The sequence below is a fragment of the Nostoc sp. NMS4 genome (genome assembly GCF_017115095.1).
GTDB lineage: Bacteria > Cyanobacteriota > Cyanobacteriia > Cyanobacteriales > Nostocaceae > Nostoc.
In genome coordinates this window covers 1-22,355 of sequence record NZ_JABXKI010000180.1, presented here as the reverse complement: position 1 = coordinate 22,355, position 22,355 = coordinate 1, and the positions used below count along the sequence as shown (strand labels likewise).

The following is a 22,355-nucleotide window of genomic DNA, read 5'->3' as shown; positions in this document are numbered from 1 at the left end:
AAGCATGAACGCGATCGCTTGCGTAAAAGCAACTTACTGAAACTAATCGTACCCACAGAGTACGGCGGTTTAGGGCAAAGCTGGATTACCGTTCTGCAAATTACCCGCGAGTTTGCTAAGGTTGATAGTTCCATTGCTCACGTCTTTTCTTACCACCATTTAGGTGTAGTAATTCCGCATATCTTTGGTTCGGCAGAGCAAAAACAGCGATATTACTCAGCAACTATTCACAATAATTGGTTTTGGTGCAATGCCCTCAACCCTTTAGATAAAAGAGCTACTCTGACACCAGAAAATGATTATTTCCGTCTCAACGGGATTAAAAGCTTTTGCTCTGGCTCTCAAGACTCGGATATATTGCCGATCGCTGCCATTCATCAAGAAACTGGTGAATTGAATATTTTGTTAATTCCTACCCAACGGCAAGGCGTTACTGTTCATGATGATTGGGATAATATCGGGCAACGTCAAACAGATAGTGGTAGTGTTACTTTTGAGAATGTGTTGGTATACCCTGACGAAATTCTTGGTAGTAGAGAAAAACCCAGTCAACCCTTCAACACTATTCGCGCCTGCTTAACTCAATTGAATCTTGCTAATATCTACTTGGGAATTGCCCAAGGAGCATTTGAAGCTGCTAAAACATATACCGCAACTAATACAAAACCTTGGCTGACATCAGGTGTAGAAAGTGCAACCCAAGATCCTCACATCATCCAGCACTATGGCAAAATATGGGTTGAACTCCAAGCAGCTAAGAGCTTGACTGAGCAAGCAGGAGAATTACTACAAGCGGCTTGGGAACAAGAATGGTCACTCACCGCCGAACAACGTGGGGAATGTGCGCTTTCTGTCGCTACTGCCAAAGTTGCAGCGACTAAAGTCGGTTTAGACATTACCAACCGCATTTTTGAAGTTATGGGCGCACGTGCTACTACGGCAAAGTACGGCTTCGATCGCTATTGGCGTAATCTCCGCACGTTCACTCTCCACGATCCGGTAGATTACAAAATTCAAGAGATTGGAAATTGGGCGTTAAATGATGAACTGCCAAAACCTAACTTTTATTCATAGATAATCGGTCTTTCAAGACATGATTTATCGCGTCTCTAGCAATAACGGCAATATTTTCAGGTTTACCAGAGACTTTCAGCTTAAAATAACTAAGTCAATCTTCAAACCAAGCTTAATCTCAGTATTTAAGTTTGTAACCCGTAAAACTTACCATACTGGGTAAATCAGGCAAAAATATGGCTACGAAAATTCCTGTCACAGTGATCACAGGCTTCTTAGGTAGTGGAAAAACCAGCCTAATTCGCCACCTGCTACAAAACAACCAAGGACGGCGTATTGCCGTTTTAGTCAATGAATTTGGCGAACTCGGTATTGATGGAGAATTGTTAAAATCCTGTCAAATTTGCCCCGAAGATGGTGAGGGTGACACTAATATTTTTGAATTAACCAACGGCTGCTTATGCTGCACCGTGCAGGAAGAGTTTTACCCAACGATGCAAGAGTTAATTAAGCGGCGGGATAGCATCGACTGCATTTTGATTGAAACCTCTGGTTTAGCCTTACCAAAACCGCTAGTGAAGGCTTTTCGCTGGCAAGAAATTCGTAACGCCGCCACTGTGGATGCGGTGATTACCGTGGTAGATTGTGCGGCGGTTGCAGCCGGGACATTTGCTAGCGATCCAGAGGCGATCGCAGCCCAGCGACAAGCAGATGATAATCTAGAACACGAAACACCCTTGCAAGAATTGTTTGAAGACCAACTTGCTTGTGCAGACTTGGTGGTGTTAAATAAAATTGACTTGGTGGATGCCGAGACAAAAGCCAGAGTTGAGGAATTGATTAAGCAAGAGTTGCCCAGAGTGGTGAAGATTGTCGAGAGCGACCGTTCTCAACTAGACGCATCTATATTATTAGGATTTCAAGCCGCAGTCGAAGACAATTTAGATTCTCGTCCTAGTCATCACGATACTGAAGAAGACCACAATCACGACGAAGAAATTACCTCAGCTAATTTAATTTTGGATCGTACCTTTGACCCAGAAAAGCTGCAACAGCAGTTAGAGAAATTAGTACAACAACAAGAAATTTACCGGATTAAAGGCTTTGTCGCAGTGCCTAATAAATCTATGCGCTTAGTAATGCAGGGTGTGGGAACCCGATTTGATAAATTTTACGATCGCCCCTGGAAACCAGAAGAGGCTAGGCAAACGCGCTTAGTTTTCATCGGGCGTGATTTGAAGTCTTCAGAAATCGAATCGCAACTTGTAGCTTTATAAATATATCCAGATCCCCGACTTCTCAAAGAAGTCGGGGATCTGATCTCTTGAGAGTTACGAGTTATGAATAACTAGTTAATTCAAAAGAAGAGAAACATAATAAATGAGAATCCTTCACTTGACAAAAATATGACAATTTCTCAACTATTTAACGTTGCTAATCTTTTCGTATTGCCATTTTGGGCGTTGATGATTTTGTTACCAAACTGGAAAGTCACACGACAGATAATGTCATCATATTTACCCTTTGTACTGTTAGCTGGGGCGTATGTGTATTTGTTTATAAACAGCATTACGCCAGAAAATGCTCAAGCTTTATCGAATCCTAAATTAGCTGATATTGCGCGATTTTTTGCAGACGAAACAGCTGCGGCAACAGGTTGGATTCATTTTTTAGTGATGGATTTATTTGTCGGTCGCTGGATTTATTGGGAAGGACAGAAAACAGGAATTTGGACAATTCACTCTCTGGCTTTATCTTTGTTTGCTGGCCCTTTAGGATTACTATCTCACATTTTGACTGATTGGATTACTAAGACATTTTTTCCGCAGTTTCAGCAGAATGAAAAGGCAACGGTAACAGAACAAGAAGTATCATCAACGGGCAGATAATTAAAAGGGCGGTTAGAGGTTGTTTGAAAAGTGTTTTGCTGTGACTTTAGGCACTTTTAGATCCCCCCTAACCCCCCTTAAAAAGGGGGGAACCGGAATTAGAGTCCCCCTTTTTAAGGGGGATTTAGGGGGATCTAGAATGTTTTGATACCAACAACAGAACTTTTCAAACATCCTCTTAGAAACCGCGTCTACACAGGCAAAACCCACTTCCGTGGGTTACAAAGCTTTATTTTCTTCTTAGCCCATGCAGGTGGATTTTATTTGTGTAGCCGCGAATTCTATTGGACAGGGCTATTATTAGGTAAATTGATAATAGGTAATAGTTTACTTCTATTACCCATTACCTGATTTTAAAATCATTAACCGTTATCGTGTCTATAGTTGGCATCTAACCAACAGCGTGGTAGAACTTCGCCAGAAGGAAAAACAAGATTTTCTTTTTTAAAGGTATCAGGTGGCTGTTCTTCTTCACCTTCTTGTTCTCTTGCGTGAACGACATCATTATTCGGGTCAAGTAATTCTTGAATCTCCAGAATTTTTACCAATTCGCCAGAATCTTTGATTTGCAAAAGCATAGAAATTGCCTCAATAAGTTTGCATGAAAACCGAGAGCGAGTATCAGATAAACTCACTCATATCTCAACCGATTTAAAAGTCGAGATTCCTTAATTGTTAAAGGACATTTTTACCAAATATGAACACATAAATTAGACGAAATTCATCTATGTGTCTTTGTGGTTTTTATCTTTATAAGATTGGCACAGAAAAACTATCCTCAACTCAGCATTTCAAATCTAATCAGTGAATGCCGAACGAGAAAATTGTCTAATTCAAATAATCTTAGTTGTAGAGATTAGATTTCGCGTTGATATTTTTCTAAAATATCAACTAATGTTACTTGGCATTGCAGTGGCAGCAAATCAATTAAAGAAAGTTCGCTTCTACCACCGCCAATTTTTACTGTAATTGATTTCAAGACTTTTAAAACTTGATCTTCACTTACATTGTTGGAAGTAATTAACGGATACAACTGTTCAGCAACAAGGGTGTGCAGCTTGGCATTAGATAAATAAAGATGCCATTTAGCAATGTCTATGTAGACATTTTCGCCAATTTCAGCTGCTAGGGCTTCCAGTAGTTCTGTGGTGTTAGTCTTTGCCATAAAAATAACCCTACATTAAGAAAGAGTGCGAAATCTCAGGCTTTTTTACATTATCGCTCAATTAATAGGCTGATTCTACTACCACAGGTTACAATCGCCCCAGCATCAGCAGTCCGTCTTCAGGTGGATTTAGGTGGAGTTTCGCTGTAATTAGCGATCGCACTAATATAAATCAGATGCACTAATACTATTCCTGTCCAACTTGCAGTAAATAACGGCAGCCAGTCCCAGGTAGTGCTTTTCAAGATGTGAAAAAACCATAAGCCAGAATTTATCGTAGCAGCGATCGCTACATGGACGGCAAAATTCATCCGGTCATCGATCTTGCGGTAATCTGGGTCTTTGCGATCGGGTTTGCGAGGCCAACGAGGAGGCATAAATATTTGTTACAGATTTAAATACACCCTACTTATTCTAAGGTTTTTGGTGCAGTCGTTGCGATTAGACTTCTACAAGCAGTCATAATTGAATTGGAAGTCAAGAGCCGGTGGGTTAAATCCGATGACGATTTTTGAGCAAACAGACCCCGATCTCCTCTATCCAGATAGCGACGGCAAACCAATGGCAGACAATACGGAGCAATATCGTTGGATTGTCCTGATTAAGGAGAATTTAGAGATTCTGTTAGCTAATAATGACAATGTTTTGATTGCGGGAGATTTGCTCTGGTATCCCGTCCGTTCTCGGCTAATTACACCGACTGCACCTGATGTGATGGTTGTCTTCGGTAGACCAAAGGGCAAACGTCGTTCCTATCGCCAGTGGCAAGAAGATAATATTCCACCACAAGTAGTCTTTGAGATTCTTTCTTATAGTAATGATACCAAGGAGATGGAGCGGAAGCTGGAGTTTTACGATACTTATGGTGTTGAAGAATACTATTTATACGACCCTGAAAGTTTTCAACTAGATGGTTGGTTGCGGCAAAACAACCATTTGAATAAACTATGGCAAATGGATGGATGGTTCAGTCCCCATTTAGGAATTAGATTTCAAACGGGGCTTGGGGAGTTAGTAATTTACCGTCCAGATGGACAGAGATTTTTGAATTCGTTGGAACTCAATCAACGGGCAGAACAGGCTGAGTTATTACTAGAACAAGAACGCAAACGCGCCGAACAGTTAGCAGCATATTTGCGTAATCTTGGCATCGATCCTGATAATCTGCCGTGAGTGGGGATGAGGGAGCAATCAATTCAAAATTCAAAATTCAAAATTAAAGAACTTCTGCCTAATTCCCAATTCCCAATGCCCAATGCCCAATGCCCAATGGCTAGCTTAGGGACTTCCAAATAAAAAAATATCCAATTAATCCTTGTGGGGTGGGCATCTTGCCCGCCCAGCTTATATGGCGGGCAAGATGCCCACCCCACAAGATTGGATAATTTATTTCTTGGAGTTCCCTTATTGCTCTGACAGTGAATAATCTTCTGATTTCCCGCCACTCTTACTTATTAAACGAATTGATTCAATTTGAATCGACTTTTCTAAAGCTTTTGCCATGTCGTATAAAGTCAAGGCAGCCACAGAAACGGCGGTTAAAGCTTCCATCTCGACACCGGTTTCAGCTTTGGTTTTGACTGTGGCTTGAATTTGATAACCCGGTAGTTGGGGATCGGGTATGATTTCAACTGCAATTTTTTGCAAAGGCAACGGATGACATAGGGGAATTAAAGTGGCTGTTTGCTTGGCTGCCATAATCCCAGCCAATCTTGCCGTTGCCAACACATCGCCTTTTGGGACATTTCCAGCTTGAATGGCAGCGAAGGTGGCTGGCAGCATTCGCACCTTAGCGGCTGCTACTGCTTGGCGAATGGTAGGTACTTTATCAGACACATCCACCATCTGCGCCTGTCCTTGGCGATCTAGATGGGTTAAGTTGGCAAAATCAGATGGAAAATTATCTTGCACCATTTGGTTAGAACGTGTTAATATAGATTGTCGGTGAGGGCGTGTAGCTCAGTGGACTAGAGCACGTGGCTACGGACCACGGTGTCGGGGGTTCGAATCCCTCCTCGCCCGTTTTTAAGAGTTAGGAGTGATGAGTTAAATTTCATCACTCCTAACTTTTAAGTTTTTCAAGGCATAAGCATCTGGAGCTAGACCTAGTGCAAAGCGCAGGGAGTTAGATAGGTTTTTGCTGGACTGGGTGAGGAAGAGGACAAGTGCGACAGAAGTAATCACAGCACCGTAGCCAAACATATCGCGGTAGCCGACTCGTTCGGCGATGATACCCAAAATAGGGGCAGCGATCGCAATTCCTAGATCAAGTCCAGCAATGCAGATAGCAAAAACTTTCCCCCGTTCTGGCGGCAATGAACGGTCTGCCATCATGGTAATCATCATCGAGATTAGTGTACCACCACCAGCACCTTCAGCGATCGCAGCCAGTAAGAAAACGATCGCACTGTCAGCTTGCCACAGTAGTATTAACGCCAAAACGTAGCAAAAAATACCAAAGGTAATAAACAAACCCCGTCCGAAGCGATCGCTTGCCTTACCAGCAAATATCCTGATACTAAAACTAGAAATTGCCGCAGCTGTAAAAAACAGTCCGCCATTGAAGTCCACCTGAGTGGATTTGAGAAACAATGCCACAAAGGTATGTATAGCACCGAGAGACAAACCAACCAGCAACATAACTATAGTTGGAATTCTCACCCGTGGACTGGCCAAAATTTGCCAAAATTTGCGATTGTCTCCCTGAGTTTGTTCCTGCCTTTGCACTGGCGGATTCGTAATTTGTAAAATCCCCAAGAAGGCGACAAAACCCAATTCGGCGGATAACAGAAATAATATCCCGTAACCATTTGTAGCTTCTAAATACCCTCCCAAAGCCGGGCCAATTGCTAAACCAATGGGAGTTGTCAGGCTCATGTAACCAATGATTTCACCACGAGTTTCGGCGGGCGCTAAATCTGCGATTAAGGCACTGTAGCCAGTGCTAAAAGCAGCAATACTAATGCCGTGAAAAATCCGCACTAGGATTAATAACCCAATCGATCGGGTTGCCAAGTAACCAAAGGGTGCGATCGCAGCTACGATCGTACCAATCAATAAGACAATTTTGCGATCGCGTTCATCGGCTAATCGTCCCAGCATTGGGCGAGATAGCAATAACCCAATGGCAAAACTGCCCATAACAATCCCAATTTCTTGCTTGCTTGCGCCCACATCATCAATGTAAAGCGGTAGAGTTGGTAAAAGTGAAGACAGGCTCGACCAGAATAATAAACCTGCCGTAAATAAAATTAGCAGGTTGCGCCGCAGTTGAGCGTCAAAAGTATTAAATGCTTTCAAGGTAGATGCAACTTAATTGGTTTTTTGATTGGTTTTTTGTCATTTGTCATTTGTCATTTGTCTAGAGTCAACCAATATTTACTCTTAATTATTTACTAAGGGATTTCCAGAAAATAAATTATCCCTCTTGTGGGGTGGGCATCCTGCCCGCCCTGAATATCGGACGGGTGAGGACACCCATCCCACAAGAAAATTTGGGATATTTTTTTATTTGGAAGTCCCTAATGACCAATACTTCTCTACAAGAGGCTTCTCTTTCAGAGACGCTAACGCGAACGCCAACGACTACGCTCAGTACAAGTGACTAATGACCAATGACTAATGACTAATGACCAATGACTACTATTGTTACCTTACTTAACATTTTTTGCTACTACTTCTCGCACGCGATAGATAGGCCGTCCTTGGGATTCGTGGTATGTACGCATGAGTAATTCTGCTAGAAGTCCGAAGCAAAACAACTGCACTCCCGTTAGTAGCAGGAGAACTGCTAAAATTAGTAAAGGGCGATTGCCTATCATCTGACCTAAAGCCAATTTGGCGAAAGTTAAGTAAACTCCGATCGCAGTTCCCGAAAACATTGAAATCAATCCCAACAGCCCAAAAACGTGCATCGGACGGGTGAGGAATTTTTTCATAAACAGAATGGTTAACAAATCCATCAATACCCGGAATGTCCGCCAAATTCCATATTTACTACGACCAAAGCGGCGGGCGTGATGACGTACAGGTATTTCGGTAATTCTAGCTCCTTCGATGTACGCCAAAGCGGGTAAAAATCGGTGTAATTCTCCGTAGAGATTCATATCTGCCAAAAGTTCAGGACGATAGGCTTTCAGCGAACAACCATAGTCATGAATATCCACGCTAGTGGTGCGGCGAATTAGCCAATTGGCAATTTTGGAAGGAAGTAACCGATTTACAGCCCCATCTTGGCGTTTTTGCCGCCAACCACTCACTAAATCGTAACCCTCGTCCAGCTTTGCTAATAAGATAGGGATATCAGCAGGATCATTCTGGAGATCGGCATCTAAAGTAACGATCGCTTTACCGACTGCATAATAAAATCCAGCAGCCATCGCCGCAGTTTGTCCGTAGTTGCGACGCAAAATCACCGCCTTTAAATCAGTGCGGATTTGCGCCTCTTTTTTCAGAAAATCCCCAGAACCATCTGTAGAACCATCATCCACACAAATTATTTCATAATTTATCTGACTAGAGGATAAACTAGAAGCGATCGCATCTAGTAAAAGCGGCAAACTCTCCACCTCGTCGTGTATTGGTACTACCACCGAAACATCTGGGACAATTGCAGAAATCACCCCATTTTCCTCACTACTCCTTTCGGAAAGCAACCCACTCCTCATAAGCCTCAGCTTCCTCAGCGTCTCTGTGGTTCGTAACTCTTAAAAACTCTACCAGCACCTCGCAGCTGCTGATAGTACGACTGACTAACCGCATCTCCCTGTTCCGAGAGAATATCAATTCCAATCCCATTCCGTCCTTGCTCTTTCCCAGAACTATGGATATAATAACCATCCGCCAAATAAAGCCCGACATGGGTGGCTTTTTGGCTAGTTCCAAAAAATACCAGATCCCCGGCGACTAATTCTGCAATTGTAATCGGTTGAGTGAATCCTTCCTGTTGATACGCATCTCTCGGTAGCCAAATACCCACCGAAGCAAAAGCCGCTTGCATCAACCCAGAACAGTCATAATTTGGCCCAACCGTACCACCCCAAAGGTAATAATTTGATTGTTGCATCGCTTTTTGGATAAAGGCGATAATTTCTGCTATGAATTTTTTAATCTCCGATTCAGAAAATATTGCAGCCTGATAAGGTACAGTAGCAGATTGTAATGAATCAAAATCTGAAACAGATACCCATCCCGGATAGTCATCTTCACATAAATACACCTCAACCGCCAAATTTTGATGATTTGATGTTACCCATAAATGTCGCCCAGATGCGGCTTGAGTTGCTAAACGTGTACATTCAGGAGAATCATATAAATTCAGGTCAGCTAAAGACTGATACTCCCCTGATTGTGGATTTTGGATTTTGGATTTTAGATTAAAGGACATTATCAGAGAATGATTTTTTTTAATAAAGACGAACAACTCGAAAATCTTGGTAATGGCATTTTAGATGCAACTTGGGCAGCATTTCCGACCTTAGCACGTAACCAAATTGCCTTGACTTGGATTGTTTACGATCCACCAGTGCTAGTAAATACTGGTGGGGCCTTGACTCCTAATGCTTTTTGGGATCACCCAGTTCGTGGTTTTACTTATCGCGGTGTTGAGCGGATTTATCCTGCCAGTGTCGTCAAGCTATTTTACCTGGTGGCGGTAAACGAATGGCTAGAAAAAGGCATGAGTCAAACCTCCAAGGAGTTGGAGCGAGCTTTGCGGGATATGATTGTCGATTCTAGTAACGATGCTACCAGCTTGGTTGTGGATATTTTGAGTGGTACCACATCCGGGCCAGAATTACCAATCGGCCCCTTTGAAACCTGGAAATATCAGCGTAATATTGTTAACCGTTATTACCAATCTTTGGGTTGGGAAGAAATGGAGACGATTAACGTCTGTCAAAAAACTTGGAGTGATGGCGCTTATGGACGAGAACGGGCATTTGTGGGAGAGTTACTAGAAAATCGGAATATGTTGACCACAAATGCGATCGCTAGGTTACTGCATAGTATTGTAGGTGGAGTGGCGGTTTCTAGTGGGCGATCGCAAGCAATGATGGCTTTACTGAAACGTCCTCTCAACGATTTACCCACTGACAGAGATGAAGATCAGGTAACAGGTTTTTTAGGCGGTGGACTCCCTAAAAATGCTCAAATTTGGTCAAAGGCAGGTTGGACAAGTCAAGTTCACCATGATGCTGCCTATATTGAGTTACCAGAACAGCGCCCTTATCTCTTAGTGGTATTTACTGAAGGTAAAGCCCAGGCTAAGAGTCGGGATATTTTGCCCTTTGTTTCTAATCTAGTTGCCGATGCGATCGCTAGTCTATGATCTACGCAAAAATACCTATTTTTTCCTTGGGGAACTCCAAGAAATAAATTATCCAATCTTGTGGGGTGGAATTATCCAATATTGTGGGGTGGACATCTTGTCCGCCCGTAGCCAAAAGCGGACAAGATGTCCACTCCACAATAAATAATTGAATATTTTTTTATCAGGAAGTCCCTAATCAGCCTCAACTAATCATTTAGGATTGCTATAGATTTGCGATCGCCACATAAGTATGCAAAGAAGAAATGAAACTTAACACGCATTCTTGCACACGTGTGCAAGAATAAATAATAAGTCCAAAACACTTGTAGAGACGGCGATAAATCGCCTCTCAAAAACAGGTTTTGCACACCTGTGCATAATAGAGTGTGAAAGTACCATTTAACAAAAACAATATCGACAACTAAGAAGATATGTCTCAAACTCTAAATAATGCCATTTTTCAGGTTGAAAACAATCCCTTACATTCACTAGAAGAATGGGAAAAAGACTTACTTAATCGCTATCCCGATCCAGATAGCATAGTTAAAGAAGGTAAAACCACCGAAGAGTATAGAAATTACGAAACGACTATTAGAGATACGGTGAAAGAGTTTTATCGGTTAAATCATATTAATCAAACATATAATTTTGTACTTCAAAAAGAAAAAGACTTTTTGAAGTTTGATAAAAAACAAATGTCTGTTTGGGATGCGGTCGAATTTTTGAATCAGTTGGTTGATGATTCTGATCCTGATACAGAAATGGATCAGTTACAGCATCTATTGCAAACATCAGAAGCTATTCGCGCCGATGGCCATCCTGACTGGATGGTACTTACTGGCTTCTTTCACGATATGGGGAAAGTGCTTTGTCTATTTGGTGAACCTCAATGGGCTACCGTAGGCGATACTTATCCTGTCGGTTGTGCATTTTCTGATAAAATTGTTTTCTCAGAATTCTTTAAAGAAAACCCTGATTATAATAACCCCGCTTACAACACCAAATATGGCATTTATGAGCCTAACTGCGGATTGAGTAATGTACATCTCTCATGGGGGCATGATGAGTATTTTTATCAGATGATGAAAAACTATTTGCCCGAACCTGCATTGTATATGCTTCGCTATCACTCATTTTATCCTCAACATCGTGAAAATGCATATCAACATTTGATGGATAAACACGATGGAGAAATGTTTAAATGGGTACGTTTATTCAATCCCTACGATTTGTACTCAAAAAACCCGATTCCTCCTGATTGGCAGAAATTAAAACCATACTATGAAGATTTGGTAGCAAAATACTTACCCGCAACATTAAAGTTTTAAACTGCTTGCAGAATAATTCACAAGTCAGAAGTCAGAATCTTCCATTGATGTTTACATTTCTCAAAATCTAGCTTTTGTAATCAAATAGTTTACTACTATCACAATACCTTTTCTGAAGGAGATTGATTGAGAAATGTTAACCTTTTTAACATTTTCCCTAATATTGAATAAGGTTTTTTATGCGGATGCTTTGACATGAAGACTTTGCGTTATCTCAAGAGATTTAAAACCTTTTAACTTTGTAAAGTTCGATAAACAAAATTAATTTTTGCACTGTAGCAGGATAAAATGAAAAAAGTCTGAACAAATAAAGATTTACAAGTTTAATAAAACTAATTTTTGGAAGTTTCACTTAAAAGCTATTTTCAGAATAGGCGCTACGAAGTAATTTCATCAAAAAGCAATGTAATTAGTTGAAGTAGTGTAATATTCAGGATTTTGCTTTAAAAATAAAACATTTAGTTTCGTGAAACTAACAGCAATAACTCCAATTAAGTCATATCACAAGACCTTTGGGGTTTAAATTCCAAAAGCTAATGGGATCGCAGAAGTTAGGTCTAAGTTTTCAGACCTAGTTTATATTGTGATGACCTTTCTCCAATTTAAATCCGTTGTTAAAAATAGATAAATATGAAGAGAATTTTGCTCATAGTTGGCATATTAGGTTTTGCGGTTATTGGTTGCACAAATGGCGTTAAAAATGACAACGCTGCTACTAATACTACTAACAAAGCTACTAATATAAGTGCAGAGAATGTTAGTACTCCAAATAGAAAATTGCAAACAATCGGCGTAGCTTTGGGTGATTTAGGCAATCCCTTCTATAATGCAGTGCAGAAGGGGGCTGAGATAGAAGCTCAGAAAATAGGCGGTAATATCAGAGTTAATGCGGTTTCTAGTGGCTTTGACTTGAACCAACAAAGCAACCAAATCGAAAATTTTACGGCTGCGAATACCGATCTAATTATTCTCAGCGCTGTTGATAAAAAAGGAGTTAAACCAGTTATCGATCAAGCAAGGGTTGCAGGTAGGGTTGTGATTGCATTAGATTCAGCCGTTGATGCAGATGTAGATGCGATGATTAGTTCCAACAATACTCAAGCTGGAGAGATTGCTTGCCAATATATTGGCGATCGCCTCAAAGGTCAAGGTAATGTAGTCATTCTCAACGGGACTCCGATGGACTCCATCAATCAGCGAGTGAGTGGCTGTGAGAAATCATTGTCTAAATATCCTAATATCAAACTCATCTCTAAAGAGCAAAATGCTGAAGGGACAAGGGATGGAGGGCTAAGAGTTATGAGTGATTTGCTGACAACCTTTCCCAAAATTGATGCCGTTTTTGCCACTAACGACCAAAGTGGTGTCGGCGCAGACTTAGCAGCTAAACAAGCAAGACGTAAAGAATTTTTTATTGTTGGGGTTGACGGATCGCCAGATGCAACCAAAGCAATGGAAGATAAAGATGGTGTATTTGCTGCAACTGCTGCTCAAAATCCCGCAGGGATGGCTCAAAAAGCGGTTGAGATTGGCAACGATATCATTCAGGGTAAAAAACCTGATTCACCAAATATTCTGATTCCAGTCAAGTTGGTTACTAGAGAGAATCTTAGTAGCTATAAAGGCTGGTAGTTTGTAATTCGTAATTACAAGGCATAGAAAAAGGCTTGATATAGGAGAGTTACAGTAAGTACTTGACCCTGTTTTTTTAATACATCGTTTTCAAGTTTAGTTTAAATAAGAATGACTTCTAGGAGATATATGAATGTGAAAAAGATTGGATTCAACTCTGGTGTTGCGCTTCGCATAATTGCAGTTAGCTTACTAGGTGCGATCGCTAGTAGTCTTGGCGGCTGTACAAATGCTTCTCCCGATGGCAACACTGCTACTAATACTGATGCGAAATCTGTTAGTAATACTAGTGCAGAAACTAAAGTCGCTACTGGAAATACAAAATTAAAATCAGTTGCCTTTACCGTGGGTGATTTAAGTAATCCCTTCTTCGTCCTTATGGGACAAGCAACTGAAGCAGAAGCGAAGAAAATTGGCGGTAAGGATGTCAATGTTACTGTAGTTTCCAGTGCCTATGACCTCAACCAACAAGCCAATCAAATTGAAAATTTTACTGCTGCCAATACTGACATCATTATTGTAAATGCTGCTGATAAAAGTGGTATTAAACCAGCAATTGAAAAAGCAAAACAAGCGGGTAGAATTGTCATTGCGGTAGACACAGGTGCAGAAGGAGGTGTCGATGCCACCATTACGACTAATAATGTTCAAGCTGGAGAAGTTAGTTGCAAATATATTGCCGATCGCCTCAAAGGTAAAGGTAATGTTGTCATAGTTAACGGGCCGCCGGTGGATTCGGTGACTCAGCGAGTTAGCGGCTGTGAGAACGTATTGTCTAAATATCCTGATATCAAAATCCTCTCCAAAAACCAAAATGCAGAGGGTAGTCGGGATGGAGGACTCAGAGTTATGACTGATTTGCTGACAACCTTTCCGAAGATTGATGCGGTTTTTGCTATCAACGATCCGAGTGGAGTCGGCGCAGAACTAGCAGCTAATCAAGCACAACGTAAAGATTTCTTTATTGTCGGGGTTGATGGTGCGCCAGAAGCAATCACTGCGATCGCAGCGAAGGATGGTTTATATGCAGCAACTGCTACTCAAAATCCGCGAGGGATGGCCGAAAAAGCAGTTCAAGTTGGTAATGATATCTTAAATGGAAAAAAACCAAGTAATTCCACCATTCTAATACCAGTTAAGTTGATCACAAAAGATAATGTCAGCACAGAAAAGGGCTGGAAGTAATAAAAATTGTGAATTTGCAATTGGGAATTATGTCTTTTGATATAAGTCCTTTGGTGCATTTGTAAAGTTTTTGCACATACCTAGAATGTCTGGCGGTTTTCATTTAAATTAATACAAACTATCATCTTTAATTCCTAGCTTTATTTAATATAAAGATAGGTTTAGAGAAAGCTTAAAACCCCTGCTGCGCTCAATCGAAATCAGCTATGTATGTGCATCATGGGAAAGTCTGAGTGTCTATTTTTAGCACTCAAATTTTACCAACAATCTTTATGAACTAATACCAATTCTGTATTAAGTACAAGAAAGAAAACGAACCCCAAAGGGCGCATTCGCGCAGCGTCTCGTCAGAGAAGGACACAAAGAAAGAAAGAAAGAAGAATTTAAAAGGTTTGGCGTAGCCTTACAAAAACAACAAAGGAGGAAAATATCTCTTTTCCACTCCTAGTCAGCTTTTAAAACATGATTTTGCGATCCATGAATTATGAATTTATCGAACAGAATTCAAGAGTCATAATTCAGAATGAATTCTGTACGACTGGCGGATAGCGCCGGCGGCAAGCGAGTAATCGAGCGTCGCGTCTTGATTCTGACTCCTGTTAGCGATAGCGGGGCGTTTAGCCCATTCTGACTTCTGAATTCTTCTTCAATAATTTCTAATTCCCGATGCCTACGGCGGGCTGCGCCTACGCTAATTTTAAATAGTTTTTACAGGTTTTGCTCATGACAACAAATATTGAAACCTCCCTTTCTGATGCACCAACTAACACCCCAGTGTTAGAAATGCAAGGAATTACAAAACGATTTCATGGTGTATCTGCGCTCCAAAATGTTAGTCTGACGATTTACCCAGGAGAAGTTCACGCCCTGATGGGTGAAAACGGAGCGGGCAAAAGCACATTGATGAAAATCCTGGCTGGGGCTTACATTGCAGATGAAGGAGAAATTCGCATCAATGGTCAACCCTTGAAAATTACCGATCCGGGGACAGCACGCAAATCGGGTATTAATCTCATTTATCAAGAACTGAATGTTGCACCGAATTTAACCGTTACCGAAAATATGTTTATGGGTAGCGAGTTGCGGCGAGGTCAGTTTTTAGACCGCAAAGCGATGCAACTAGAAGCAGAGGAAGTGCTGGAAAGTCTGGGAGCCAATTTTACCGCCCAGACTATCGTTGGTACTTTATCGATCGCTGAACAGCAGCAAGTGGAAATTGCCAGGGCGCTGAAGGATAAAAGTCGCGTTTTGGTGATGGATGAACCAACAGCCGCCCTATCTGACCGGGAAAGCGACCATTTATTTGAGGTAATTCGCAAACTGCGGCGTGATGGCATTGCCATTATTTACATCAGCCATCGCATGGAAGAAATCTATGCCCTAGCTGACCGAATTAGTGTGTTGCGCGATGGTCAATATATTGGCAGTTTGACACGCAGCGAAATTTCTCCCCAGCGATTGGTGCAGATGATGGTTGGTCGCTCTATGCAAGACTTTTACGAACATCAACGGCAAATGAATCCCGGCCCTGTGGTGCTGTCAGTCAGAAATATGAGCGATGCACGTCAGAAGATTGAGCCGGCTAGTTTTGAACTTCATGCTGGAGAAATTCTCGGTTTAGCGGGATTGGTTGGTGCTGGACGCACAGAACTATCCCGGCTGATTTTTGGTGCTGACCGTAAGGCTAGTGGTGAAGTATTCTTAAATGGCAAAAAACTGGAAATTAATACCCCCAGTGATGCGATCGCCGCCGGAATTGGCTATGTCCCAGAAGACCGCAAAGACCAAGGTTTATTTCTGGAGATGAGCGCCCGCAAGAATATTGCTATCAACACACTCAAACAGGATGCAAGGGGTGGAATTGTTAACTGGCCTTCAGTGAATCGGCTGTCAACAGAAGCGGTGGAAAACTTCAATATCCGCTTAGCCAATTTGGAAATTAGAGCGCTCGATCTTTCTGGTGGTAATCAGCAAAAACTACTACTAGCGCGGTGGTTAGCCATTAAACCGAGAGTCTTGATGTTAGATGAACCGACACGCGGCGTAGATATCGGTGCTAAAAGTGAAATTTACCGAATAATGAGCGAATTAGCAGCCCAAGGTGTTGCTATTTTAATGGTTTCCAGCGAACTATCAGAGATTGTCGGCATGAGCGATCGCGTCTTGGTGATGCGAGAAGGACAGCTGGTAGGCGAACTGGATGGCAGTCTTGGCAAAGAAATCACCCAAGAAAAGATTATGCACTATGCAACTGGAGCATCGGAGGTATCATGAGTCAAACAGTCAGACCGCCTATCAATAAATCAGCCAACAATCCCGCAGTTCGCAACCGGAAATCAATCAGCACTCTCTTGGAAGTTGCGGGTATTTTGCCAATCTTAGTAATTATCTGCATCTTATTTGCATTCCTTTCTCCCAACTTCCTTACCGGCGGTAACATCGTTAATATCTTGCGTCAGGCATCAATCAATATTGTGCTGGCGACAGGAATGACCTTTGTAATTCTCACCGGCGGTATTGACCTTTCAGTTGGGTCAATATTGGCTGTTTCTGCTGTAGTTGCCCTGTTGGTATCGCTACTACCGGCTTTAAGTTGGGCGGCTGTACCTGCTGCCTTGCTAGCAGGATTGCTGTTAGGTTTACTTAACGGTGCGCTGATTACCTTCTTGGATGTGCCACCTTTTATTGTCACGCTGGGTTCACTTACAGCCTTGCGGGGTGTTGCCTTTTTAATTGCCAAGGGGACAACGTTAATTAACCGGGACATAAATTTTGCTTGGGTGGGTAATACATACGTCGGCCCAATTCCTTGGCTAGTGATAATTGCGCTACTGACTGTGATAGCTAGCTGGTTTGTCCTACGCCAAACAGTTTTAGGAGTGCAGATATATGCCGTTGGTGGTAACGAGCGGGCAGCTAGATTAACGGGGATTAAAGTTAATCGGGTGTTGCTATTCGTCTATGGTATTAGCGGATTACTGGCAGGTTTAGGAGGAATCATGAGCGCCAGCCGTCTTTATAGTGCCAGTGGCGTATTAGGTCAGGGTTATGAACTAGATGCGATCGCAGCTGTTATTCTAGGTGGAACCAGCTTTACTGGTGGTATTGGCACCATTGGCGGCACGCTTCTAGGTGCATTAATCATTGCGATTCTCAACAACGGTTTAACCTTGTTGAACCTCTCTTACTTCTGGCAACTAGTCGTCAAAGGACTAGTAATTATTTTGGCAGTAACGATCGATCGGTTACGCAGACGTTCCAGACGATAAAGGGAACTGGGGACTGGGTATTGGGATTCTACGGTGTACACACAAATCTCTTAACCTGCACCTTTGTTGCATCGACCTGCATTTTTGTTGCATCGACCTGCACCTTTATTGCATTGACCTGCATCTTTATTGCATCGACCTGCACCTTTATTGCATTGACCTGCATCTTTATTGCATCAACCTGCAAAAATGAACCTGCCCTATGTTAAGCAGTAATTTTAAAATACTTGTGTATACACGGCAGGTATTAAGGACTAAGGGATGCAGAGAAGAACTAACTAATGCCCAATGCCCAATGCCCAATGCCCAACGCCCAACGCCCCATTCCCAATATATAAACTATGTCATCTACTACTATTCGTCGTAAAGCCAACACGTTTTATGTCATTTTGATTGCTGGTGCTGCGGCACTCGGCGGGTTTTTATTCGGTTTTGATACTGCTGTAATCAACGGCGCGGTTTTATCTCTAGCAAAAGCTTTTAACACTAGTAGCTGGGTAACAGGTCTAGCAGTGTCCCTAGCATTACTGGGTTCTGCGTTAGGAGCCTTTTTTGCCGGACAAATTGCAGACCGTTATGGTCGAGTCAATGCAATGGTGGTTGCTTCGGCGTTGTTTACTATCAGTGCTATTGGCTCTGGGTTTGCCTTCACTATCTGGGATTTTATCTTTTGGCGATTATTGGGTGGGATTGGCATCGGCGTTGCAAGCGTCATAGCACCAGCTTACATTGCCGAATGTTCTCCTACCCATTTGCGAGGAAGATTAGGATCTCTGCAACAATTAGCGATCGTAGTGGGAATTTTCGTCGCCTTATTGAGCGACTACTTTATCGCTGTGTCAGCAGGTTCAGCAGACTCGCCGTTTTTGTTTGGGGTTGCAGCTTGGCGCTGGATGTTTTGGACAGCAGTTCCGCCAGCAGTATTTTACGGGATGGTAGCTTTAACAATTCCCGAATCTCCCCGTTACTTAGTTGCCAAAGGACGAGAACCAGAAGCTGCTAACGTTCTGACCAAGATTTTAGGGGGTGACGTACTACCAAAAATCGAAGAAATTCGGCAGACAGTGCTTCGTGAACGCCAACCCAGGTTTTCTGATTTGTTGAGCAGAAGTGGCGGACTCCTCCCCATTGTTTGGATAGGAATAGGCTTATCTGTATTACAGCAATTTGTTGGGATTAATGTAATCTTTTACTACAGCAGCGTTTTGTGGCGGGCTGTCGGCTTTTCCGAAAAAGATTCCCTATCAATAACGGTGATTACAGGAGCCGTCAACATTATTACAACACTAATTGCGATCGCCTTTGTAGATAGATTTGGTCGCAAGCCCTTACTTATAGTAGGGTCGATTGGCATGACCTTGACCTTGGGGACGATGGCTTATCTTTTTGGCAATGCTCCCCTCGATGCTGCTGGGAACCCCAATCTCACCGGAAGCGCCGGGACTATGGCTCTCATTGCAGCTAACCTCTATGTATTTTGCTTCGGCTTCTCCTGGGGGCCAGTGGTTTGGGTGCTGTTGGGAGAAATGTTTAATAACAAAATTCGAGCCGCCGCGCTTTCGATTGCTGCTGCCATACAATGGGTTGCGAATTTCGTTATCTCTACAACATTTCCTCCTATACTGCAATATTTCGGTCTAGGTTCTGCCTATGGACTCTATACAATTTCAGCAGCTACCTCATTCTTTTTCATTATCTTTTTTATTAAAGAAACCAAAGGAATTGAGTTAGAAGATATGTAATTGGCATCCATCTAGTGGTCTGTCCCAAAAGTTTTAAGAGGTTAGTGGTGTTCAGATCCCCGACTTCTTGAAGAAGTCGGGGATCTAGCAGCCCCGCAAAATTAATGACATCGCTTCAGTCAATCACTAAAAAGATGGAAACTATCAATACGGCTCTTTGTTCTTCTGGTTTATCCGGCATGGTATTTCATGCGCCGTTTATTGATTTGCATCCCGGATTTAAATTAGCCGGTTCTTGGGAAAGAAGCAAAAAGCTGATACAACAACAATATCCTGATGTCAAAAGCTATCCTTCTTTAGAAGCATTACTAGCAGATGAGCAAGTAATCTTGGTGGTAGTAAATACACCCACTTATACCCATTACGATTATGCTAAACAGGCATTGCTTGCAGATAAAAATGTAGTGGTTGAAAAAGCATTTACCACAACAGTATCAGAAGCAAAAAACCTGAAAGAATTGGCACAAAAACATGGTAAAAAATTATCTGTATATCACAATCGTAGGTGGGATAGTGATTTTAAAACAGTCAAAAAAGTTATCCAAGAAGGCTTGTTAGGTGATATTGTTGAAGCAGAATTTCAATTTCAAAAATATAAACCAACCCTCAGCCATAAACAACACGTAGAACTTCCCAGTCCAGGGGCAGGAATATTAAATAATTTAGGGCCGCACTTGATAGACCAAGCTTTGCATTTATTTGGGATGCCTGATGCTATTTTTGCAGATATCCGCATAACTAGGCTGCGATCGCAGGTAGATGATTATTTTGAGTTGATACTATACTACGACAAACTGCGCGTCAAATTAAAAGCAAGTTTCCTTGTGCGTGAACCTACACCTGCCTATATCATACATGGTACTAAAGGTTCTTTTCTTAAAAGCAGAGGCGATAAACAAGAAGAGTATTTAGTGGCAGGTATGAAGCCTAACACACTTGATTGGTATACAGAGCCAGAAAGTGAATATGGCTTGCTGCATACAGAAAAAGACACAAAAGTAATTCGAGAAAAAGTCACAAGTTCACAGGGGAGTTATTTAGGTTATTACGATCCCGTGTATAAATCTATTGTTAATAATCAGCCAATTGCTGTTACCGCCGAAGACGGAATTAATGTAATGCGAATTATAGAAGCGGCTATTAAAAGCAGCAATGAGCAGAAAGTCATAGCGTTGCTTTAAGTGACTTAAAACCTCAACTCAAAATTCAACTATCTTCAACTAATAAGTCAATGATCAAAACTCTTTTTTATAGTTTTTTTCTGCTGTTTTTGGCAGTTCCAGCAGTTTGGGCAGCACCTCCAGAAGATGATTCTAATGCAGCAGATGCTAATAGAACTTTGCAGGGACAAGTCACTTCTGTTTCCCAGTTTTCTGATGTTCAACCAACCGATTGGGCATTTGGTGCATTGCAATCGCTGGTGGAACGTTACGGCTGTATTGCAGGTTATCCCAATTCTACCTATCGCGGGAACCGTGCCTTAACCCGTTATGAATTTGCCGCAGGTTTAAATGCTTGTTTGGATCGAATTAATGAGTTAATTGCTACAGCTACTAGCGATTTAGTTAATAAGCAAGATTTGGCAGTGATGCAAAAGTTGCAGCAAGACTTTGCCGCAGAATTGGCAACTCTGCGCGGACGAGTAGATACCGTAGAGGCACATACCGCAACCTTGGAAGCGCAGCAGTTTTCGACTACTACTAGGTTGAATGCTCAAATTATTACCGCCATTAGTGATACCTTTGGTAATAGAGTCGGTGGCGATCGCGATGAATCCAATCTCTACTTTTCAAATCGGGGTCGTCTCAACTTTGAGAGCAGTTTCACTGGCAAAGATTTATTGCGAGTCCGGCTAGAATTTGGTAACTTTGCGAATTCCAATGGTGCAAGCCAAATTGCCGCAGCCACGGGCACTGGGATGACACGCCTGAACTTTGATTATGACAGCAACGAGACACTTTTTGTCCCCCACATCCGTTATTACTTCCCAGTTAGTGATTCCCTTAACTTCGTTGTTGGGCCTACAGGCATTGGTTACACCGACATTACAACCACCGTCACTCCCCCCACAATCGCTGACGATGGTAATGGGGTTCCTTCACTATTTGGATCATACAGTCCCTTATTCCGGCGAGGTGGTGGTGGTGCAGCCGCTAACTGGAACATTACCAAAGACTTGGTTCTCACCTTGGGCTATTTAGCAAACAGTCCCAATGTACCATCGGGGAGCAACGGCTTATTTGATGGCGGCTACAATGCCCTAGCACACTTAGCCTATTATGGTAAGCAAGGAGCGATCGGTGTTGCTTACTCTCATGGCTATACTCCAGCAGGAGTAATCGATCTCTCTGCTGGTACGGGTAGCGTCCTGTCAAACGCTCCCTTTGGCAACAACATTGCTACTTCCAACGATATTGTTGGCACTCAGGGATACTATCGCTTCTCCCCGAATTTCCAAGTTCACGCTTGGGGTGGATATATTTGGGCAAATGCCAAGAGTTCTGGTTTGAGTGATATTTCTAATGGTAGGGGTGGAACAGATTCTCTATTTGTGAACAATGGTGACAATGCCAATGTCTGGTTTGGGGCGGTTGGTGTGTCGTTTCCCGATGTGGGTGGTAGAGGCAATCTGCCAGGAATTATCTTTGGTATACCGCCCCATGTCTCTAACAGTGATATCCGTCAAGAGCGAGACAACGCTTACCATATCGAAGCATTTTATCGTTATCGGCTAAATGATAACATCTCAGTGACTCCTGGTTTTTGGGTGATTCTCAACCCGGAAAACGACAGCAGAAATGATACGCAGTATGTGGGTGTG

General features: G+C 42.2%; 21 protein-coding genes and 1 tRNA gene. 14 read left to right on the top strand and 8 right to left on the bottom strand.

Annotated elements, in window-relative coordinates; translation table 11 throughout:
• The 3 genes from HWQ37_RS15475 to HWQ37_RS15465 form a co-directional block, all read left to right on the top strand.
• On the top strand, positions 1-1,074 hold a 1,074-nt coding region (locus HWQ37_RS15475), incomplete at its 5' end, for an acyl-CoA dehydrogenase family protein (RefSeq protein ID WP_292748498.1).
• A gap of 176 nt (positions 1,075-1,250) precedes the next feature.
• Positions 1,251-2,291, top strand: a complete 1,041-nt coding sequence (gene cobW, locus HWQ37_RS15470) for a cobalamin biosynthesis protein CobW (protein ID WP_292748497.1) — start codon at positions 1,251-1,253, stop codon at positions 2,289-2,291.
• Between the two features lie 129 nt (positions 2,292-2,420).
• On the top strand, positions 2,421-2,903 hold the full coding sequence (locus tag HWQ37_RS15465) for an ABA4-like family protein (protein ID WP_292748496.1): 483 nt from the start codon (positions 2,421-2,423) through the stop codon (positions 2,901-2,903).
• 362 nt (positions 2,904-3,265) lie between these two features.
• Here the strand turns inward: HWQ37_RS15465 and HWQ37_RS15460 are convergent, their stop codons facing one another.
• The 3 genes from HWQ37_RS15460 to HWQ37_RS15450 all read right to left on the bottom strand — a co-directional run bounded on the left by HWQ37_RS15460 (position 3,266) and on the right by HWQ37_RS15450 (position 4,445).
• Positions 3,266-3,481 (bottom strand): acetyltransferase, encoded by a 216-nt coding sequence (locus tag HWQ37_RS15460; protein ID WP_292748495.1) that lies wholly within the window; start codon positions 3,479-3,481, stop codon positions 3,266-3,268.
• Positions 3,482-3,759: 278 nt separating this feature from the next.
• Positions 3,760-4,068, bottom strand: coding sequence for a DUF3181 family protein (locus HWQ37_RS15455; protein WP_292748494.1), 309 nt, complete (start codon positions 4,066-4,068; stop codon positions 3,760-3,762).
• Positions 4,069-4,187: 119 nt separating this feature from the next.
• Positions 4,188-4,445: a hypothetical protein gene (locus HWQ37_RS15450; protein ID WP_292731724.1), complete on the bottom strand. Its 258-nt coding sequence runs from the start codon at positions 4,443-4,445 to the stop codon at positions 4,188-4,190.
• A 124-nt stretch (positions 4,446-4,569) separates the two neighbouring features.
• Here HWQ37_RS15450 and HWQ37_RS15445 point away from each other — a divergent pair, with 124 nt between their 5' ends.
• Entirely contained in the window at positions 4,570-5,241 is a 672-nt protein-coding gene (locus tag HWQ37_RS15445; RefSeq protein WP_292748518.1) for a Uma2 family endonuclease, read from the top strand.
• A gap of 231 nt (positions 5,242-5,472) precedes the next feature.
• Here HWQ37_RS15445 and moaC read toward each other — a convergent pair whose 3' ends face one another.
• Positions 5,473-5,982: a cyclic pyranopterin monophosphate synthase MoaC gene (moaC, locus tag HWQ37_RS15440; protein WP_292748493.1), complete on the bottom strand. Its 510-nt coding sequence runs from the start codon at positions 5,980-5,982 to the stop codon at positions 5,473-5,475.
• 34 nt (positions 5,983-6,016) lie between these two features.
• Here moaC and HWQ37_RS15435 point away from each other — a divergent pair.
• Positions 6,017-6,090: transfer RNA gene (locus tag HWQ37_RS15435), tRNA-Arg, on the top strand.
• Between the two features lie 24 nt (positions 6,091-6,114).
• Here HWQ37_RS15435 and HWQ37_RS15430 read toward each other — a convergent pair.
• The 3 genes from HWQ37_RS15430 to HWQ37_RS15420 all read right to left on the bottom strand — a co-directional run bounded on the left by HWQ37_RS15430 (position 6,115) and on the right by HWQ37_RS15420 (position 9,454).
• Complete coding sequence (locus HWQ37_RS15430; protein WP_292748492.1) at positions 6,115-7,368, bottom strand: MFS transporter; 1,254 nt, start codon at positions 7,366-7,368, stop codon at positions 6,115-6,117.
• A 353-nt stretch (positions 7,369-7,721) separates the two neighbouring features.
• Entirely contained in the window at positions 7,722-8,735 is a 1,014-nt protein-coding gene (locus tag HWQ37_RS15425) for a glycosyltransferase family 2 protein (RefSeq protein ID WP_292748490.1), read from the bottom strand.
• A gap of 14 nt (positions 8,736-8,749) precedes the next feature.
• Positions 8,750-9,454: a C40 family peptidase gene (locus tag HWQ37_RS15420; RefSeq protein WP_292748489.1), complete on the bottom strand. Its 705-nt coding sequence runs from the start codon at positions 9,452-9,454 to the stop codon at positions 8,750-8,752.
• A 9-nt stretch (positions 9,455-9,463) separates the two neighbouring features.
• Between HWQ37_RS15420 and HWQ37_RS15415 the strand changes: the two genes are divergently transcribed.
• From HWQ37_RS15415 to HWQ37_RS15390, 6 genes are all read left to right on the top strand, one after another.
• A complete protein-coding gene (locus tag HWQ37_RS15415) occupies positions 9,464-10,396 on the top strand; it encodes a serine hydrolase (protein ID WP_292748487.1) in 933 nt (310 codons plus the stop codon).
• A gap of 413 nt (positions 10,397-10,809) precedes the next feature.
• Positions 10,810-11,706 carry an inositol oxygenase family protein gene (locus HWQ37_RS15410; protein ID WP_292748485.1) on the top strand — a complete coding sequence of 299 codons (897 nt, stop codon included), beginning with the start codon at positions 10,810-10,812 and terminating at the stop codon, positions 11,704-11,706.
• 630 nt (positions 11,707-12,336) lie between these two features.
• The gene (locus HWQ37_RS15405; RefSeq protein WP_292748484.1) at positions 12,337-13,338 is read left to right on the top strand and encodes an ABC transporter substrate-binding protein; all 1,002 of its coding nucleotides are present in this window, start codon (positions 12,337-12,339) and stop codon (positions 13,336-13,338) included.
• 129 nt (positions 13,339-13,467) lie between these two features.
• The gene (locus HWQ37_RS15400; RefSeq protein ID WP_292748482.1) at positions 13,468-14,523 is read left to right on the top strand and encodes an ABC transporter substrate-binding protein; all 1,056 of its coding nucleotides are present in this window, start codon (positions 13,468-13,470) and stop codon (positions 14,521-14,523) included.
• 723 nt (positions 14,524-15,246) lie between these two features.
• Positions 15,247-16,797, top strand: coding sequence for a sugar ABC transporter ATP-binding protein (locus tag HWQ37_RS15395; protein ID WP_292748481.1), 1,551 nt, complete (start codon positions 15,247-15,249; stop codon positions 16,795-16,797).
• Positions 16,794-17,792, top strand: coding sequence for an ABC transporter permease subunit (locus HWQ37_RS15390; protein WP_292748480.1), 999 nt, complete (start codon positions 16,794-16,796; stop codon positions 17,790-17,792). Before HWQ37_RS15395 ends, HWQ37_RS15390 begins: the two co-directional genes overlap by 4 nt.
• 28 nt (positions 17,793-17,820) lie before the next feature.
• Here HWQ37_RS15390 and HWQ37_RS15385 read toward each other — a convergent pair whose 3' ends face one another.
• Positions 17,821-17,979 (bottom strand): hypothetical protein, encoded by a 159-nt coding sequence (locus HWQ37_RS15385; protein WP_292748478.1) that lies wholly within the window; start codon positions 17,977-17,979, stop codon positions 17,821-17,823.
• A 154-nt stretch (positions 17,980-18,133) separates the two neighbouring features.
• On the opposite strand from HWQ37_RS15385, the gene HWQ37_RS15380 reads away from it, so the two are divergent.
• The 3 genes from HWQ37_RS15380 to HWQ37_RS15370 all read left to right on the top strand — a co-directional run.
• The gene (locus HWQ37_RS15380; RefSeq protein ID WP_292748476.1) at positions 18,134-19,534 is read left to right on the top strand and encodes a sugar porter family MFS transporter; all 1,401 of its coding nucleotides are present in this window, start codon (positions 18,134-18,136) and stop codon (positions 19,532-19,534) included.
• A gap of 134 nt (positions 19,535-19,668) precedes the next feature.
• Complete coding sequence (locus HWQ37_RS15375) at positions 19,669-20,715, top strand: Gfo/Idh/MocA family oxidoreductase (RefSeq protein ID WP_292748474.1); 1,047 nt, start codon at positions 19,669-19,671, stop codon at positions 20,713-20,715.
• A gap of 50 nt (positions 20,716-20,765) precedes the next feature.
• Positions 20,766-22,355 (top strand): iron uptake porin (locus tag HWQ37_RS15370; RefSeq protein WP_292748473.1); only part of this gene is annotated, 1,590 nt, incomplete at its 3' end.